This window comes from Priestia sp. ST2 (assembly GCF_055810735.1).
Map to the genome: position 1 here is coordinate 17,308 of NZ_JBVVNT010000010.1, position 22,302 is coordinate 39,609.

Genomic DNA, 22,302 nt, shown 5'->3' on the forward strand with positions numbered 1-22,302 from the left:
AATATAATTTTAATTCTCTCCTGACTGCATTTTACAAAAACTTGTATTTTGAAGTCAGTTTTTTTATTTATACATATTTAGATAATTATTATTTCCTTTAAAAACTAATTATTTTTTAAAAGTAGAACATTATCCTATTAAAGAATTGATTCATACAGAACAAAAGCCTGTTCATCGAAGAAATTAATACTATAGGTCGAGTTAAATTGTAACACCTTAGTTGTTAGCCTAATAAAATGTAAGGTTAATTTATGTAAGGAGGTAGTACAATGGCTTTTCCCTCAAATAGCCAATTTCAGCCCATATTGATAGGGGATCAACCCATATTTGATATGGTAGGAGACCAATCTCCTGCCTCAACTGATCTCGTAGGTAATACGCAATTTCCTGCAGCTTTTTTTGCATATGATGCAACAAATGTTTATTTTAGAATTCGTGTTAATGAGGATCCAAGAAACTCTAAATTGACTGGATTTGCTAACTATGGTTGGGGAGTACTTATTAATACGTCAGGAGATCCTGGAGTTTATGACTGGCTAGCTAACGTTAACGGACTGGATAATACTATAAATTTAATTAAAAATACGACACGGGTTTATAATTCATGGAATGATCCTGCAGAAGGAACGGATGGACGTGGAACTCCAAATTTTTCGCGTCCAATTGTAAATTTTGATGTAGCTCGAGCTACCTTAACCAATGATGGATCAAATTTTGGTGGAAACCCTGATTATTTTATAGATTTTCAATTCCCTGTTGCAAACTTTTTTTCACTTCTTGGAATCACTGCCTCAACTCCTATTGGATTAGTCATTTTTTCTTCCGCAAATGCAAATAATTATAATAAAGATTCTTTACAAGCTGGTGAAAACTTTCAATTTGTTCAATCACTAACCAATCCAACTCCCCCAATAGATGTAGATGTTCGAGCAGCTTTGTCTGCAACTAAAGCAATTACCTCCGGTCCAACCTCTCTCTTAACAGGTTCCTTAACAACATGGACACAAAGGATAACAGTAACAAATACAGGCCGAGATATAGCAAGAAGCGTAGTTGCAAGCGATGTCTTTGGTATTGATCAGCTATCAAGTGTAAGTAATATTATAACTTCAAGTGGTTCTGCTACCCTTAATGCAGCTAATAAGACATTGACATGGAATATTGGCAACCTGACCGCGGGACAGAGTGTTACGCTAACTTATACAGTGGTAGGAACATTTTCTACAGCAGGTACAAGAAGGCTAAACACAGTTACTGTTTCTGCTACTGACAACTTTAGCGGCTCTCAATTAACTCCGGTAACAGCTGCTAATGACGTAACGGTAGCTGCAGCTGCAGCAATTACGGGAAAGGTAACCTCCGGACAGACTGGTTTACCCCTTAGTGGAGTTACTGTAGAACTTCGCAATCAAAGCAATGTATTAATTTCTACAACTACAACTAATGCAGAAGGAAATTATAGCTTTACTCAACTTGCTGCAGGTACCTACAATCTAAATTTTACAGCTTCAAATTTTATTACAGCGACCCGTACAACAACGATTACTGCTGGACAAACGCAAGTTCTAAACGTTATTTTACAGCCTCAACCTGGAAATGTTACAGGCACCGTATTATCTCAAGATGGAACACCAGTGAATGGAGCAACAATTAGATTAATAGATCAATTTAACACTGTTATTACAACGATGACAACCAATGCTCAAGGACAATATACAATTTCCAATGTTACTCCAGGCCAGTATTCACTAACAGTAAGCGCGTCAAACTTCCAATCACAAAGCCGAGGGGTCACTATTAATTCTGGGCAAACAACTGTTTCAAACTTTACTTTAATACCTTCACCAGGAACAGTGACAGGAACAATTACAAGTTCTGCAGGTACACCAGTTGAAGGTGCTGTTATAGAAGTACTTGATTCAGGAAGTAATGTAATTGCGACCACAACTTCAAACTCTCAAGGACAGTATACGATCAACCAACTTGCTCCTGGCACATTTCAATTAAGAGCGACCGCTCAAAACTTTCAAACTTCACTACTAGGTTTTACTATTCAAGCAGGACAGACGACAACTCAAAATATCGTTCTTCAACCATCTCCTGGTACTCTGAAAGGTACTTTAACTGATGCCCAAACAGGTAACCCTCTTATAGCAGCATCTGTAAACGTGGTGAATCAAGCTGGCGTTACTATTGCAACAGCCACGACCAATGCTCAGGGACAATATACTATTGCAAATCTAGCTCCTGGGACCTACACCGTAACATTTGGACAGCAGGGGTATGCAAGTCAGAGTGTCGGCACGGTTGTTAGAGCAAATACAACAACAACACTTTCGACAGCTTTAAACCAAAATATAGGTGTTATCAATGGAATAGTAACAGATAATCAAGGTAATCCTCTTGTTGGCACAGCTATCAACGTATTTTTAAATAACAACTTAGTAGCTTCTGTTAACACTAATGAAGCAGGAACGTATATCATCCCTAACTTGGCTCCGGGCAGTTATACAGTAAATGCAATCGCTCAAAACTTTCAATCTCAAGTAAAGGGAGCGCAGGTTTCTGCTTTTCAAACAACGACTGTCAATTTTACTCTTATTCCTAATCCAGGTGTTTTAACTGGAACAATTATTGATACAAATGGTAATACAGTTTCAGGAGCAGTTATTAACATAAGAACTAACACTGGAGGAGCAGTAATCGGAAATGCGGCAAGTGATCAAGGCGGACTATATACCGTCCCTAATTTAGCCCCCGGAACCTATATAGTAACTGCAACAGCTCCTAACCTTCAAAATTCAAGTCAAGGTACTACTATTCAATCTAATCAAACGACTACTTTGAATTTCACGCTTGCATTTAGTCCCGTTACTGTTACTGGAACAATTCTAAATCAACAAACAGGAGAATCAATTGCAGGTGCACAAATACAAGTGCGGGTATTGGATGGAAATGGTGCCGTTGTTGCAAATGTATTAGCTAACCAGCAAGGTGTTTTTGAAGTTCCTCAACTTGCTCCAGGTACCTATACTATTTTTGCAACGGCTCCTAATTTCCAAACAAACTTTGCATCCGTGAACGTGCTCCCAGGAAGTCAGCCGAACATTCAGATTTCGCTTATCCCAAGTCCTGGATATATTACTGGGCAAGTTGTAAATATAATAACAGGCGATCCTATTGGTGGTGCCACAATAAGTGTGGTTAATCAGAATAACGTCCAATTACAGACTGTTTTAACAGATAGTCAAGGAAATTACACAATTGAAGGCCTACCACCTGGAAGTTATAACATCGTAGTAAGTGCCACAGACTTTCAATCTAATGTTACAGGTGCAATTGTTTTAGCAAATGCTACCACAACTGCGACTATAGCTTTATCTCCTTCACCTGGAACTATTATTGGAAACATATCTCCAAATCAGCCGAATACAGTTGTTCAACTTTACAATACGAACAATATCTTTATACAAAGTACAATTGCAGATAATAATGGAAACTATCAATTTCTAAATCTAGCTCCTGGTAGTTATATTGTAAAAGCACAAAGTCCTAACTTTATAACTCAATCGGCTGGGGCTTTAGTTTCCTCAAATGTGGCAACTACGGTAAACCTTATACTTCCTTCAAACCCTGCATCTATTGCAGGAGTTGTTCTGGATATAAATGAAAATGCAATCCCAAATGCAATAGTTCAAGTTCTAGATGCAAATGATACCATTATTGGAACAGCCGGAACGGATAGTAATGGAAATTATTCAATCGGAAATCTCCCACCAGGTTCTTTTACTACTGTGGTAACTGCGCCAAATTTCGGTAGTCAAATTGGCGGAATTACCCTACAACCCGGCGATGTCATTACAGACATAGACTTTAGTCTCGTTCCTAATCCTGGTGGAATCAGCGGCTTTATTACAAATGAGACAAAGGGAGAACCGTTAGCAAATACAACTGTTATAATTCGCCAAACTATTGGGTCGGGTATTGCTATTGCTACTGTTACTACAGATTCTTCAGGAAACTTTTTAGTTCAAGGGCTTACGCCTGGCAGCTACACTGTAACAGCCTCGTCTCCAGGATTTGGAACAGAAACTGTAGGTGCATTGGTTACTAGTGATTTAACATCGACAGCTAATATCGAACTAAGTGAACTACCTGGCTCAATTCGTGGGCAACTCATCGATTCCGAAGGAACCCCAATTAACGGGCAGAACTTACAAATTCGACTTTTTGATCAAAACGGCGTGCTGTTACTCACAGAACTTGCTCAACTTGATGGAACATTTGTATTCTCGAATATTCCTCCTGGTAATTACATTCTTAATGCTACAGCTCCTGGATTTCAGGCAAACACAGTTGGTGTTCAAGTTCTCAGGGACCAAGAGACTTCCACGTTTGTACCACTTAAACCTTCTCCAGCAACATTGACAGGGCAAATCATTAATGAACAAACGCTTACAGGTATATCTGGAAGCATTATATCGGTTATTAATCCAAATACTGGGCTGTTAGTAGGAAAAGCAACATCAGGGCAAGATGGAACATTTATTCTAGAAAATTTGCCATCAGGTCCTTTTATAGTAACGGCAAATGCACAAAATTTCGGAACAGATTCTAAAGCGATTATTTTAAATGCTAGTCAGACAACAAATACAAACCTTACGCTTACCCCTAATCCTGGAAGTGTTTCAGGTTTTATCGTTAATCGTATTAATGGGGAACAACTACCGGCTGCAAGTATTCAAATATTTAATCAAACCGGAGCAGCTATCGTTTCAGTTGTATCTGATCCAACGGGGGAATTTCTTGTTTCTAGTTTGGCACCTGGTCAGTATACGGCAATAGCTACTGCACAAGGATTTACAAGTGGAATTATCAGCTTTACGATTATTGCTGATACACAGTCTATCGCAAGCTTTGCTTTAGAACCAAATCCATCGTCTATTACAGGGCAACTAATTGATATAACAACTGGCCGACCAATAGTTGGTGCTGATGTTATCGTTCGTCAGTTCACTTCTACAGGCCCTATCATCTCTACTACACAAACTGACTCAAATGGATTCTATATACTTTCCAATCTCCCACAAGGTAGTTTTACTGTCGTTGTTATTGATCCGGATTATAGTTCTCAGTCATCGTCCGTCACACTTATACCTGGAGCAACGATTAATCTTAATTTCGACTTGCAGCAGTTGCCTTCAAGTATTCAAGGAAATATTATTAATCAAGACACCGGTGAGCCACTAATTAACACTCTTATTCAACTCATTGACAATAAGGGAATTCTTATTACACAGGCTCAAGCAGACATTAATGGGTTCTATCAAATAACTGGTTTTAGTGCTGGACAATATACACTATCCTTTATTAATCCACTATTCCAATCTCAGACAGTAAGCTTTATTTCTGAACCGGGTGAAACGTCTGTGGTTAATGTAGGATTAGTTAGCAATCCTGGAGCTATAACAGGGCAGATATTTGATTCTCAAACATTAGCTCCATTGATTGGCGCATCTGTTCGTGTTTTTCCTGCTTCAAGCTTAACCCCTATTGCTACGTTAGTAACGGATAGTATAGGTCAATACTTTTTAACGGGTTTATCGCCTGGTGCGTATACTCTCACTGCTTCATTTGGGACCTATGCCTCTTCGTCTACTGGTGTCACTGTGCTTTCCAATCAAACAATTTCATCAGATGTTATTTTGACTCCAGATCCATCAACCGTTTCGGGAACTATTACATCCGACACTGGATCTCCTATTCCAAATGCTACTGTAAGGATACTTGATCAAAATGAAACCGTACTTGCCACAGTCGTTACAGATGAACTTGGAAACTATTCTGTTACTGATTTACCACAAGGAAATCAAAAGATTATTGTTACTGCTCCAGGATTCGCCACTCAACTTGGAGGGGTCATTTTAACTCCAGGTCAAGTAGCAACAGGCACTGATTTTATCTTAACAGCGGATTCTGGCAGTATTACTGGGCAAATATTGAGTGCTGCCACAGGTACACCAATTGTAGGAGCAATTGCCATTGTTAGAACTGTTGCTGGCATCCCTGTAATTGTTGCCTCAACGGCAACGGATGAAATTGGAAATTATACCGTAACAGGTTTACAGCCCGGCTCTTACGCAATTACTGGATCTGCTACTGACTTTGCTCTCAATACAGTCGGAGCAATCGTATTCAGTGATCAAGTCACGCAAGCAGATATAACTTTATCTCCTCTGGTGGGAACGATTTCTGGAAGTATAATTGATATTCAGGGAAGCCCAGTCACAGGCTCTAATATTCAAGTTCGGGTATTTGATCAAAGTGGTCTATTACTTCAAACATTAGTTGCACAATCTGATGGTTCTTTCCTAATAAATAATTTGCCGCCTGGATCATACCAATTAACCATTTTAGCACCAAACTTTGAAGCTACTACGATTGGTGGCGTTGTGGCTGCTGACCAAATTACAACGCTTAATGTTCCTCTCACTCCAAATCCAGGAACGGTACGCGGTCAAGTCATTAATGAAGTGACAGGTAATCCGATTGTTAACACAATAGTATCTATCACTAACATTAATAGCCTTCCAATTGGTAGCACGGTGACAGATAGTAATGGAAACTTTTCTATTCCAAATTTACCGCCTACCACTGTTACTGTTTCGGCAGTAGCACCTGATTTCGGTTCATCATCGCGTTCTGTTATTTTAACTTCAGGAGAGACTGTTACTACTACATTAAGCCTGGCACCAAATCCTGGTACCATAAACGGGATCATTACAAGCGAGCAAACTGGCGAAGTCATCTCAGGCGCAACTATCCAAATATTTGATTTGACTTCTGCACTTGTAGCCACTGTTGTTTCAGATAATAATGGCTTTTACCAATTTCCAAGTCTTACCCCAGGTCTTTATCAAGTAGTTTCCAGTGCCAACAATTTTGGAAGCAGCGTACAAGACGCTCAAGTCTTCTCAAATCAAACAACTATTGTTAATTTGAGTCTGACTCCAAATCCTGGTTCCATTTTTGGTACAGTAGTGAATGAGCAAACAGGAGAATTTATCGTTGGAGCAACTATTGTTGTTCGACAATTTTCGCCAACTGGACCTATTGTGCAAACAATAGCAACGGATAGTAGCGGTCAATTTACCGTTTTAAATCTTGAGCCTGGCAGTTATGCAGTAACGGCATATACGCCAAATTTCGGAACAGAGAGTACTACCGTATTAGTTCAATCCAATTTACTTTCAACTGTTTCACTTGCTTTAACACCGAATCCAGGAACGGTAGAAGGGCAGATTACTTCCATCAAAACCGGTACACCGCTTGTAGATACACAAGTTCGCGTTATTGATAATAACGGAGCTTTAGTAGCAGGGATTCAAACAGATATTAATGGAAACTATAGTCTTCAAGGATTAAAACCAGGCACATATACAATTGTATTTTTAAATGCTGCCTTTCAAAGTCAAACATTTGGTTTTACGGTAGGAGCAGGGGATGTATATACGCTTAATGCTGCTTTAGAACCAAATCCTGGATTCATTACAGGGAAAATTTTTGATAGTCAATCTGGAACTATTTTAGCAGGGACAGCAGTGCAAGTTTTCCCTTCACAAAGTTTGATTCCAATTGCAAGTGCAGTGACAGACCAAAGTGGTTCTTACAATGTAATAGGCTTGGAACCAGGAGAGTACACTGTCGTTGCTAATGCCCAAAATTATGCAAGAGCAGTTGTAGGAGCCACCGTATTTTCAAATGAAACAACAGTCGCAAATCTTCTTCTCCTGCCTAATCCGGCAACAATAAGTGGCACTATTAGTACACCTGACGGAATCCTAATCCCTGGAGCTATAATTCGAATTGTTGACCAAAGTGAAAATTTACTTGGTACTGGTATTACTGATCAAAATGGCCTTTTCGCAATTGGCAACATCCCTCCAGGATTCCAAAATGTTATTATCTCTGCTGATGGATTCAGTAATCAATTAATTGGCATTACTCTTGGTCCAGGTGAACTAATAACGGATTTCAGCTCGCAACTTACACCAAATCCAGGATCCCTTGATGGAATAATTGTTAATGAACAGACAGGAGAAGCAATTGCGGGTGCCAATGTTATCATTCGTCGTGCAGGTGCTACCTCTATTATCGTTGCTAACACAACGACGGATTTGCAAGGAAACTATCGATTAGATAACCTTTCACCCGGATCATATCTAGTAACGGCTACTGAGCCAGGCTTTGGAACAAACACAGTGGGAGTAATAATTATTAGCGATACTGTAGCTACTGCAAATGTTTTATTAACTCCACTCACTGGTTCCGTTACCGGTACAGTGGTTGATCCACAAGGCAATCCAATTACGGGTAACAATATTCAAATTCAAGTATTTGATCAAAATGGAACACTTCTTAAATCTCTAACAGCGAATAATACCGGTTCATTTACAATATTAGATCTGGCGCCAGGTTCGTATGGATTGACGGTTACTGCACCTAACTTTGCAACTAATACATTAAGTGCAAATATAGTGTCTGAACAAACTACAGATGTGATTGCTGTTTTACAACCAAATCCAGCTTCAATATTTGGGCAAATTATTAACCAAACTACAGGAGAGCCTGCCGGCGGAGCCATAGTAACAGTTACTTTGCCGAATGGAATTGTTGTTGGAGGCACAGTTACGAATCAAAATGGTTCATTTGTTGTGAATAATTTACCACCTCAAACGCTTGTTATTTCAATTACGGCTGATAATTATGGCAGCAGTTCTCAATCTATTATTCTTACTCCCGGTCAATCAACCGAAACAAATATTGGTTTATTACCTTCTGTAGGAGTACTAAGAGGAACTGTATTTAACGAACAGACAGAACAACCTATTGCCGGAGTAACCCTTGAAGTCTTTGATTTTACAAGAGGGATGATCGCTACAGTTGTGACTGATACGTTTGGATTCTATGAAGTTCCTAATCTTTTGCCAGGTTTATATCGTTTGATTGCAACAGCCAAGGGCTATGGTGCTATTGTTCAGGAGGTAACTATAAGTGTAAATCAAGAAACAGTTTTAAACTTCTTCTTGCCCCCTGACCCAGGTACAATTCAAGGAACCATTACCAACCGTCAAACAGGGGAAGCCCTTTTAGGCGCCTCTATCATTATTCGCCAGTTTTCACCTACTGGACCAATTATTGCATCCCTCTCAACAGATCAAAACGGGCAATTTGTTATAAATAACCTAGCGCCTGGGTCATATGCGGTAGTTGCTCTTGATTCTGATTTTGGAAGTCAGGCTGCTTCCGTTTTTGTCGAGTCAGATAATATTTCAGCGGTTTCTATTTCCTTAGTTCCCAATCCTGGTATCGTTCAAGGCATAATTAGCAATGAGCAAACGGGTGAGCCCTTAACTAATGCATTTGTACGGGTTTTAGATAATAACAGAGTAATTATACAAGAGGTTCAAACTGATACAACGGGAGCCTATAGAGTAGAAGGGTTATCACCGGGAGAATATTTATTGATTGCTGTCTCACCTAATTTTCAGAGGGAAAGTGTAGGATTTATTATTACATCAGGGGATATTAATGAAGTTAATGTAGCTCTCCAACCAAATCCTGGTTTTATCAGTGGAAGAGTTACCGATAAACAAACAGCATTACCATTAGACGGAGCTACAGTTCAGATTTTTCCTGCTCAAAGTCTTATTCCAATTGCTAATGCAGTTACCAATCAGAATGGTACCTATCAAATTCCTGGCCTTGCACCAGGTGAATATATCGTAGTTGCCACTGCACGTGACTATACGCGTGCTGCCGTGGGAGCAATTGTGTCCGCTGATCAAACGACGATGGCAGACCTTCAATTATCATTGAACCCTTCCACTATTAGTGGAACAATAACGGATTCACAGGGAAATCCCATTGAAAATGCCACTGTAAGAGTCATTGATCAAAATGAAACAGTATTAGGAACAGCCTTGACGGATCAAAATGGAAACTACGTAATTAGTAATTTACCACCTGGTTCCCAAACTATTATTGTTACTGCTCCCACTTTTTCAAGTCAAGTTAGTGGAGTCACTATCGGCGCTGGCGGCTTAGAAAATGTAAGCCTTGGACTCACTGAAAATCCAGGAATTATAACAGGCCAAATTACTAACGGACAAACGGGAGATCCTATAGTAGGTTCGATTGTTCTCCTTCGTACTAGTGGAGGGATTGGCTTAATTGTCGGGTTTGATATTACAAATGAAAATGGTACGTATTTTATTACGGGTGTAGCTCCTGGAACATATACCGTATTGGCAACTGCAAATGGATTTGGTATTTCAAACGTTGGAGCAATTGTCCAGAGCGATACCACAACTAATGCGGATATTGCTCTAGTACCAAATGTAGGGGCAATCACAGGTGTCATTACAGACCTACAGGGTAGTCCTATCCTGGGAACAGATACTCAAATTGAGGTATTTGATCAGGGAGGGACTTTATTAAAGACATTACTTGCCCAGTCGGATGGGACATTTGCAGTACTTGATTTACCTCCAGGCAGCTATAACTTATTAGTGACAGCACCTAATTTTGCAGCTCAAACGACTAGTACAGTAATTGTTTCCGATCAAACAAATGAGTTAAATATTTTACTAACACCTAACCCAGCATCTATTACAGGGCAAGTCCTTAATGTTGCGACAGGTTTGCCAATTAACGGTGCTATTTTAACAGTAACTGACTCTAATGGTATCGTTGTTGGATCTGGAACAAGTGGCTTAGATGGCGATTTTACAATTAATAATTTGCCCCCAAATACTTTAATTATTTCAGCGGGAGCCCCAACTTTTGGAAGTGATTCAAAAGCCGTCATCCTCACGCCAGGAGGAGAAGAAACAACGACACTTACTTTAACGCCAAACCCCGGAATCCTCCAGGGAACAGTTATCAATCAAGGAACAGGCCAAGTAATTCTTGGAACTACTTTACAAATTTTTGATTCGACAAGAGCCCTTGTTGCTACCGTACAAACAGATCAGAATGGATTTTATCAAATTCAAACGTTAGCACCAGGTTCATATCGAGTGATTGCAACTATACAAAATTTTGGATCAGTATCAGGAGATACTCAAGTAAACCCAGAGGCTGTAACAGAGTTAAATTTCACACTTGTGCCTAATCCTGGAACAATTACGGGGGTAATCTATAATGAGCAAACTGGTTCACCTATTGCAGGGGCAAGTATTGCGGTACGTCAATTCTCTCCGGTAGGTCCTATTATAGCTATCACTACAACTGATTCGCGAGGTCAATTCACTGTCCCTAACCTCACGCCAGGGGCTTATACTATTGTTGTCTCTGAACCAAACTTTGGATCACAGGCCTCCTCAACCTTAGTGCAGTCAGATCAGGTATCCACTGTCCTAGTAAATTTACCTCCAAATCCCGGGATCATTCAAGGGATCGTTACGAGTGAGCAAACGGAGCAACCTATAGTAAATACACTTATACGAGTAGTTGATGTTAATGGGATTACGATTGCTGTTACCCAGACGGACATTAGCGGAAATTTCCAAGCGCAAGGATTAGCGCCTGGAACATATAGCCTTATAGCTACAAATCCTGAATTTCAAGGAGAAACAGTTGGCTTCTCAATTGGACCGAATCAGACCATTACTCAAAATATTTCATTAGCCCCTAACCCTGGAACACTTACTGGAACAGTAAGTGATTTACAAACAGGTGTAGCATTGTCTGGAGCAGTTGTACAAATATTCTCTACAGGAAATCTTATTCCTATTGAGAATGCAATTACCAATCAAAATGGAAGTTTCATTGTAAGAGGTTTAGAACCTGGAGAATATAACGTGTTAGCCAGAGCTACAAACTTTGGTTCTGTAGTCGTAGGAGCTACAATAGCACCTGGAGATACTACAAATATTACAATATCATTAGCTCCTCTATCTGGGTCTATTTCTGGGCAAGTTACTGATTTTTCAGGAAATCCCCTTTCTAATGCTACGTTACGCTTACTTGACAGAAACCAAAATGTTGTTGGAATTGGAGCAACGGATATAAGTGGTGCTTATACAATTAGTAATATTGCGCCTGGGACATATATCCTTGTGGCATCAGCACCTGGATTTGGAACAAGTAACCAAGGAATTACCGTTGGACCAGAACAATTTTTAACAGGTATAAATATTCCTCTTGAAGCAAACCCAGGTAACATTACAGGGCAAGTTGTCAGTGTCGCTACTGGCAACCCTGTTATTGGAGCCACTGTAACAGTTCGTAGTCTTCAAGCTGTTGGTGGAATAGCAGTGCAAGTCGCAAATACAGACCAACAAGGAAACTATGTGGTTTCAAATCTTAGTCCAGGATTTTACTCTGTCACAATTAACCGACTAGGATTTGGACTACAAACGAAAGTAGTTACAGTATTTAGTAACCAAACAACAAATGCAGATTTCACCCTTATTTTAGATACAGGAAATATTTCAGGTTTGGTAAGCGATACGAGTGGAAATCCGATTACAGGATCGAATATCTTTGTCCGTTTATTTGACGAGAATCAACTCCTGATCCAATCAATAACAGCGTTACCTAACGGTACATTTACCATTTCAAATTTAGCGCCAGGAGCTTATTTCGTCAGTGCAGAAGCTCCTAACTTTGGAGTGAACACTGTTTCTACCCTAGTTGTAGCTAATCAAACTGCCAATGTTACCATTCCATTAACACCAAATCCTGCTACAGTAACAGGGCAGGTATCAAACCAGCAAACAAGTACGTCACTTCAAGGTGTTTCAGTTACAGCAGTAGTAAATGGGCAGGTCGCGGCAAATACTGTAACAGACCTTAATGGAAACTTTCAACTTACCAATCTACCATCAGGGGAAGTTACTATTATAATATCGACACCAAACTTCGCAACGGAGACACAAACGTTAACTCTTACACCAGGCGAAACAGTATCTACTGATGTGTCTCTTACTCCTCTTCCAGGCACAATTACAGGTATCATTACTAATGAGCAAACAGGTGCCCCAGTTCAAGGTGCCATCATTACAGTTCGCCAATTCTCACCAGCTGGACCTATAGTGACAAATACAACAACTAATACTCAAGGACAATTTTCAACAATTAATTTACCACCTGGAACCTATACAATAATTGCCGAAGCAACTAGCTTAGGCACTACATCAGCTACAACTGTTGTCGTTCCTAATACATCTTCAACAGTGAATATTGGCCTTGCACCTAACCCAGGAACTATTCAAGGTACCATAACGGCTGCAGTCACTGGATCGCCAATTCCAGAGTCCAGAGTACAAGTGATTCAAAAAGATGGAACAATTGTTAATGAGGTAATAACAAACGAAGCTGGTTCCTTTAATATCACAGGTCTCACACCGGGTTTTTATACGTTAGTAGTTACAAATTCTAGTTTTCAAGGAAAGACTGTAGGATTTCAAATTTTCTCTGATCAAATTACCACTGTTAACGTTCTTCTTCAACCAAACCCTGGCACATTGACAGGAAGTGTTACCGACTCATTTACAGGTAGACCAATTTCTAATGCATCTATTCTTGTCTTTCCGTCCCAGAGCCTAACACCTATTGCGCAAGCAGTAACCGACCAAGCTGGTTTATATACAATCGCAGGGGTAGCTCCGGGCGAGTACGAAGTTGTAGCTGCAGCTACGAATTTTGCTAGACGCGGCACTGGGGCTTTAATTCTTTCAAATGAGTCAACAATCGCAAATATTCAATTGTTCCCAAATCCTGCTACAGTTTCAGGAACAGTCTCAACTCCCGAAGGTGCACCAATTTCTAATGTATCTATTCAAATTCTGGATCAAAATGAAACAGTCTTAGGAACCGGTATTACTGATCAGAATGGAAATTATGCTATTTCAAATCTACCTGAAGGTACACTAACAATCATTGCCTCATCCTTAGGTTTCGCAACTCAACTTACGGCAGCAACAGTAACAGCTGGACAGATATTATCAAATGTAAACATACAACTTAATCCTCTTTCTGGAAATCTTTCTGGAAAAATAATTAATAGTGTGACAGGGGAACCAATCATCGGAGCAATTGCTATAGTACGTACGATTGGTGGAACAAATATCGTAGTCTCAACTGATACTACTGACACAGATGGAAATTACTTTATTGCTGGCCTTTCTCCTGGAACCTATTCTGTGGTTGGATCAAGTACAGGTTTTGGAACAGTGACGATAGGAGCAATTGTTCAAGCAGATCAAACTGCTACTGCAAATCTAAGCCTTCCTCCTCTAACAGGTTCAGTAAGTGGAACTATAACGGATTTAAGAGGCAACGCTATTACGGGTTCAAATACTCAGATTCAAGTATTTGATATAAGCGGTATTTTACTAAAAACACTTCTTGCGAATGCAGATGGGACTTTTAATGTTATTGATTTAATTCCTGGAACGTATTTAATTCAAGTAACAGCCCTAAATTTTGCCACAGCCATTGCCAGTGCCAGTGTAGCAGCTGAACAAACTACAAATATTATCGTGCCACTCACTCCCAATCCTGCAACCGTTACGGGGCAAATTATTAACAAACAAACTGGGGCATCTTTGTCTGGTGTAATTGTAACTATAACAGATCTTAACGGTCTTATTCTTGGTAATGCTGTAAGTGATATTAACGGCCAATTCATCATCCGGAACCTCCCTCCAAATACAGCAGTAATTACAGCTACCGCAACGCAGCCTGGTTTAGGTTCTGCTTCTACATCTGTCCAACTTGGCCCTGGTTCTACTAATAATGTGACACTTTTCTTAACTCCAGAAGTAGGCAGTTTAACAGGTACCATTCGGAACATCCAAACCAGTGAAACAATTGCAGGGGCTACTGTCCAAGTATTTGATTTCACAAGAGCTCTTGTAGCTACACTCGTAACAGATCAAAATGGCCAGTATCTTTTAGAAAATATTACACCTGGAACTTACAGAGTTCTTGTATCTAATCAAGGTTTTGGAACACTTGCCCAAGAAGCAGCCGTTATCGTTAACCAAGAAATCATTTTAAACTTCAGTTTAACACCTAACCCTGGAACAATATTAGGAACAGTCCTCAATCAACAAAACGGCCAGCCACTCGGTGGAGTAGGTGTCGTTGTACGACAATTCTCTCCAGCAGGACCAGTAGTCGCTAATTCAGCAACAGATGGAAATGGAGTATTTACAATTCCTAACCTTGCTCCTGGCACTTATACTGTAATTGCAACACTTCCTAATTTCGGAACTAGCGCAGCATCAGTTGAGGTAATTACTAACTCTTCATCAACCGTTAAGCTTGCATTAACACCTAATCCAGGTGCTGTTCAAGGAGTAGTCACAAACGTAGCATCAGGTGCGCCTTTACCAAATACGTTTGTTCGTGTGATTAATAACAATGGAGTTATTGTAGCGGTTATGCAGACCGATCCTAATGGCCAATATAGAGTACAAAATCTCGAGCCAGGAACTTATACAATGATTGTTATTAACTCATCCTTCCAAAGACAAACAATAGGATTTATGGTAGCTGCGGGGCAAACAAATATAATTAATGTACCGTTAGAGCTAAATCCTGGCTCAATAAATGGTAATGTTACAAATGCACAAACAGGACTCCCTCTCGCTGGTGCTACTGTTCAATTATTCCTTTCTCAGAGTTTAATACCAGTAGCAAATACCGTAGCGGATGAAAACGGTGTGTATCGCTTTAATGGCCTTGAACCTGGTGACTATATTGTGACAGCTAACTCCACAAGTTTTGCACGCGGCGTGCTTGGTGCAACAGTCTTGCCAAACGTTCAAACAACAGCAAATATCTCGTTACAGCCTAATCCGGCCTCAGTTTCGGGAACAGTTACGGATCAAAATGGTAATCCTCTATCGAACGCGACAATAAGAGTCGTAGATGAAAATGAAACAGTCTTGGGCACAGGTGTTTCGGGTTTAGATGGAGCTTATGCAGTAGGCGGATTGCCACCTGGAACGTATGGAATTATTGCTACAAAAACTGGATTTTCAACTACTACAAGCGGTTTAACTTTGATTGCAGGGGAGATTCAAACAGGAGTTAACTTTATTCTTGCAGCTAATTCAGGCACATTAACTGGGATTGTCACTGATTCGTCAACCGGAACTCCGCTACCTAGCGTAACAGTTACTATCCGCAATATTCTAGGTTTAGTAGTAGCTACTGCCTTTACCAATGTAGACGGCCGTTATATGATTCAAAATCTTGCTCCAGGGGAGTATAACGTTTCCTTCTTTGAAAATGGATTTGGAAACTTTGTGTTAGGAGCACAAATCACTACTAATATAACAACAGTCCTAAATACTGCTCTTTCACCTCTAGTAGGAACCATCCAGGGTCAGATATTAAGTGAACAAGGAATACCAGTTACAGGAGAAAGCATTCAAGTAAAAATCTATAACGAAAATTTAGTATTGATCCGAACAATTCTTTCTAATTATGATGGAACATTTAATGCCCTTGACTTATCACCGGGAACCTATCTAGTAAATGTAACAGCCCCTGGGTTTGCTTCTAATACTGTGTCTGCTATTGTCCGTGCTAATGAACAAACATTAACTACGATTAGGTTGGGGACACTACCGGCAATACTAATAGGAGAAGTCGTTAATGTAGAAAGCGGAGAAGGGATAGTCGGATCCCTGATTGTAGTTACACGTTCAAATGGTGTGATTATAGGCACTGCCATAAGCGGAGAAAACGGAAACTTTTTAATTTCGAACTTACCAGCTGGCTCAGTTATTGTCACAGCTCAAAATCAAAAATTTGGAACTTCCTCTATCGGAGTTACTTTAGTTGCTGGGGATACAACTACAACACTTTTATCATTGTCACCTAACCCTGGACGTTTATTAGGGCAAGTAACAAATGAATCAACTACAGTACCAATTCCAGGTGCTATTATTCAAATTTTTGATCAAAACCGTTCTTTTGTCGCTTCCGTTGTAACAGATGCTCAAGGGGCTTTTACCTTGTCAAATCTTTCTCCTGGACAGTATACAGCTGTTATAAATGCTGTTGATTTTGGAAGTGAATTTAGAGAGTTGATGATTAATGCTGGAGAAGATACAGTTATTTCAGCAAATCTTTCACCAAATCCCGGAATAATTCAAGGAACGGTAACTTCCGTAGAAAGCAGCCAACCAATTTCGAGCGTCAGTGTTGTAATACGCGCTTTAAGTCCTGCGGGTCCAATTGTCGCTACTACGGTAACTGACCAAAATGGTTTCTACCAGCTAACAGGTATCGCACCTGGTTCATATACGGTTATTATTAGTGGTCCGCCTATATTTGGATCTGAAACTACCTCGATAATGCTTGATTCAGGAGAAATTGAAATTGTGAACCTCACACTTACAACTCTCCCAGGCTCTGTTCAAGGGAAAATCACTGATGAAGCAGGTGTAGGACTCACTAATGTTCTAATACAACTGTTCGATGAACAAGGTTCGCTAGTACGTCGAGTCCAAACAGATAATAATGGAAACTACTTTATTAGGGGCTTTACCCCAGGAACTTATAAAATTACAGCAAGTCAACAAGGCTTCCAAAATGCATTCACTAATTTTAATGTTGAGCCTGATGGTGTAGCTATTGTGAACCTTGTACTAGTAACAAGGCCAGGGAACATCAACGGTACTATACGCAATGCTGTTACAAATCAATCCATTCCAGGTGCTGTTATTCAGCTTTTTCCAAACCAAAGTTTAACGCCTATTGCAACGACAGTAGCTGATCAACAAGGGAACTATCAATTTGTTGGATTGCAGCCAGGGAACTATAGAATTATCAGCTCAGAATTTAATTTTGCAAGTGCTTCATCTGGAAGCACTGTTATTTCAGATCAAACAACTACTACAAATCTATTTTTACAACCAAATCCTGCTTCTATTTCAGGTATTGTTACAACCACTGAAGGTACACCAATTAATAATGCTTCCATTCGCATCTCAGATCAAAATGAGACTATTATTGGTTTTGGTGTAACGGGTCCCGATGGACGGTATGCAATTAGCAATATTCCAGCAGGAACCTTTACAATTATTATTTCTGCTCAACTATTTCAATCACAGTTGTCTAGTATTACCTTAAATCAAGGGGAATCTCGCCAGGAAGTTAATTTTACTTTACTTTCAAATCCTGGATCAATAACAGGTACAGTCACAAATATAAATGGAAATCCTTTACCTGGTGCTGTGATTACCGTCCGAATTTTAGGATCTACAGGTATTATTATAGGATCAACTGTAACTGATCAAGGAGGTCATTACCAGGTTAGTAGCTTAGCTCCAGGCTCATACGCTGTAACAGTGAATTTTTCAGGACTTGAAACAAAAACGGCAGGAGCCTTGGTACAATCTAATACAACAACTATCACAGATTTTGTATTAACAGGCCTCACAGGTTCAATAAGTGGCGTTATTTTAAATAATTTATCACAACCTATTATCGGATCTAATGTTTCAGTTTCATTGTTTAATCAAAATGGTATTCTAATTTTCACAACAACTGCAAATTCTGATGGAACTTTCTCCTTCTTAAATGTTGAACCTGGAGACTATACTATTGTTGCTTCTGCTTCCGGTTTCATTAATGGTACAGTTGGAATTAATGTTGAAGCTAATAGAAAAGTGTTTACTACCCTTTTATTACAATCAAGTCCAGCTAGAGTTACTGGTCGAGTAATTAACTCAGTTACAGGTGAAGGAATACAAGGAGCATCTGTTACTGCTACTTCCAATGATGGGGAAGTTATTGCTGTGACAACCACCAGCGAAGATGGTTTCTTTACTATTCAGAACCTTCCTCCAGGATCTGTAGTTCTTACAGCTAACGCAGGAGGATTTGGAGCTGACTCTAAAGGAGTTATTTTGAATCCAAATATTACAAGTACTACTACGTTGTCCTTAAATCCATCACCTGGTTCTTTAACAGGTTCCGTCGTTGGTGAAAATGGGCAGCCTATTATAAGAGCAACAGTTCAAGTATTTGACATCACAAACGGCCTTGTTAGCACAGCAATAACAAACAACTTCGGTCAATATGCTATCTCGGGACTTACTCCTGGAAATTATCGAGTCGTATTTAGTGCTCCTGGATTTGAACGTTTAGCTGCAGGTTCTACTATCCTTGCAAACGAGACGACTATATTAAATGTTCAATTGGATTCATTGTTTGCAACAATCTCAGGAACCGTTATAAATGCCCAAACTAGCACACCTATTGCTGGAGCCTCAGTAACGATTCGCTATCAAAGTGCTTCTGGACCTTTAGTGGTGACTGCACTTACTAACTCATTAGGGCAGTTTGTGATTGGAGGTATTACTGAAGGTGAAATCTCTGCGGTGGCTACTGCATCAGGTTTTGGATCACAAGGTCTAAGTGGAGTTGTAGTTGCTGGTCAAACACTCACATTTAACTTTCAGCTTCTACAGCAATCTGCAATAATTCAAGGAAAAGTCACAAATAACGCTACAGGAGAAGATTTAACCAATACGAGAATTCGCGTTATTAATAACTTAGGAGTAGTCATTGCCACTACACAAACTGATATTAACGGTAATTATTTCATTCCAGACCTTTCCCCAGGATTCTATCAAGTGGTTGCACTCAACGTGAATTTTGAAGCACAAACACAGGATATCACCCTTGTACCAAATCAAGTAGGAATTGTAAATTTCTCCTTGTTAGGAAATCCAGCAACATTGAGTGGAAGGGTTAAAGACAACGAGACAGGATTACCTATTATCGGGGCACTTGTTGAAGTCTTTGATGCTTCTGGAGTACCAATTGCATTTGGGTTAACGAATCAAAACGGTCAATATATTATTGAAGGGTTACCTCAAGGCTTGTTGTCAGTTACTGTATCAGCACCTGGATATAATTCAATAACTGAGCAGATTGAATTTGCACCTAATCAAAAAGTCGAAAAAGATTTCTCTTTAACACGTCCTTCTCCAGTTTTAGGTACTATTGCCGGTCAAGTCGTTGACGCTTCAACAAAAACACCTATTACAAATGCTCAGATTGATATTGTCAATAGCCAAGGTCAACTTGTTACTTTCGTATTTACAAATGAAAATGGCCAGTATGTTGTTCAAGATTTGCCGTCAGACACTTATACAGTATTTGCTAGTGCCTCTAATTATGTAGAGCAGCAGCAAACAGTTCTTATTAGAGAAGGTGAATTTGTATTTGTACCTGTAAACTTCCAGCTTTCCCGTGTTACTCGGTTTGGAACAATTGTGGGTCAGGTAACCAACTTGGAGACGACACAGCCAATTCAAGGAGCTCTGGTAGAAGTTTTAAATGCTGAAGGAAAAGTCATTACAACTACCCGCACGGATGAATATGGAAACTTTACTATCACAGGATTGTTACCAGGTGCTTATACACTCCGTGTTTCTGCTGAAGGATTCAATCTGTATACTGAACAAGTAATCGTAACTGCTGGAGATACGACCCGAGTATCAATTCCATTAACCCCTAAGGTCAATATCGGTGCAATTGTAGGAATAGTAACCAACTCAGAAACAAACCAACCAATTCAAGGAGCGAAAGTAGTAGTCCTAGACGGTCAAAACGTAGTCGCCATAGGCTATACAGATGAACAAGGTAACTTTATCATCAATGGATTGCCTGCCGGCACCTATACCATTCTGGTGACAGCTGATGGGTTTAGACCAGAAACTCAACAGGTCACTGTCGAAGCAGGAAAAACAGTTCCTGTACCACCATTTAACCTAACAGCTATTTCAAATGCTGGTTCTATTACCGGAAGAGTAATTGATCAAGAGACAGGGAAGCCAATTCAAGGTGCGAGAGTAATAGTTCTAGACGGTCAAAATATAGTCGCCATAGGCTATACAGATGAACAAGGTAACTTTATCATCAATGGATTGCCTGCCGGCACCTATACCATTCTGGTGACAGCTGATGGGTTTAGACCAGAAACTCAACAGGTCACTGTTGAAGCAGGAGAAACAGTTCCTGTATCACCATTTAACCTAATAGCTATTTCAAATGCTGGTTCTGTTAGTGGCATCGTAATTGATCAAAGGACAGGGAAACCGATTCAAGACGCCACAGTGTTCGTCCTTAAAGGTAAAGATGTAGTCGCATTGGGCTATACAGATGAACAAGGTAACTTTATCATCAATGGATTGCCTACTGGCACCTATACCATCCTTGCGACAGCTGATGGATTCAAATCAGAAACTCAACAGGTCACTATATTAGTAAATACTACTGAAAAAATTAGTATTACTTTAATTCCTAAATTAACAACTATTACCGGAGTTGTATGTGATATAAAAACAGGAGCACGACTATCTAATATTCTCATTGAGGTATTGAACATTCATAAAGAATTTGTTACTAATGCCTTAACTGATCATGACGGAGAATATACGGTATGTGAATTATCAGCGGGCACATTTAATGTGAAAGCTAGTTCCGAAAATTCTCTTACGGAATTAAAAACAATTACATTATTACCAGGAGAAATTGGTGTAGTTGATTTTGCACTTGTAAGAAGACACTTATTCCCTCCAGAAATAATTATTGATCCACAGCAAAACAATATGACTTTCTTGTTTGGAACGTTAGCTTTAAGTTCACAAATTTCATTTAAATCAACCGAAATATGGATAAAAAACTCTCATAATATTGAAGTTCAATTATCTGGAAATCAAATCGCTAACTCCCTGCAGTTAAGCTTACATTTAGCGATTACATTGATTCTAGATATGATAACCGACAATACCAATAATGATGGTGCCTCTATACAAGAGTTTATTGAACAGCCTTCTATAAAAACCACTGAACAAATTATTATTATTGATAATTCTAAAGACATTACAATCATTGTTGATGATACTGACTTAACAGCCAACCTTCAGATTTTGTTGCAAATATTGCTGGCACTACTAGTACAGATTGACATTTTATAACCTAAAAAGAAAAAGTCTATAGGGATAGTCCCTATAGACTTTTTCTTTTTTATGAGCAACAACTATGTACAGATAATTAATCATTATTATTTTAACTTAGCCGGTTTTCAATAAGGTCTATAGCCTTTTCTTAATTAGGCAATAGCTTATTTGTTCCTATACCTTTCTAAAAGGAATCACACTTTAATTAAATTTTCTCCAATTGTATATAACAAACATTTATAGAGTTATTTATCTTATGGTTTAAACTAACCATAATCAGCCTTATCATCAGTTTTTCCTG

The 22,302-nt window shown here is 39.4% G+C and carries 1 protein-coding gene; it reads left to right on the top strand.

Annotated elements, in window-relative coordinates; genetic code table 11:
- The first annotated feature begins 269 nt into the window (after positions 1-269).
- Positions 270-22,019, top strand: coding sequence for a carboxypeptidase regulatory-like domain-containing protein (locus tag AC0KUU_RS27100; RefSeq protein ID WP_473453867.1), 21,750 nt, complete (start codon positions 270-272; stop codon positions 22,017-22,019).
- Positions 22,020-22,302: the final 283 nt, after the last annotated feature.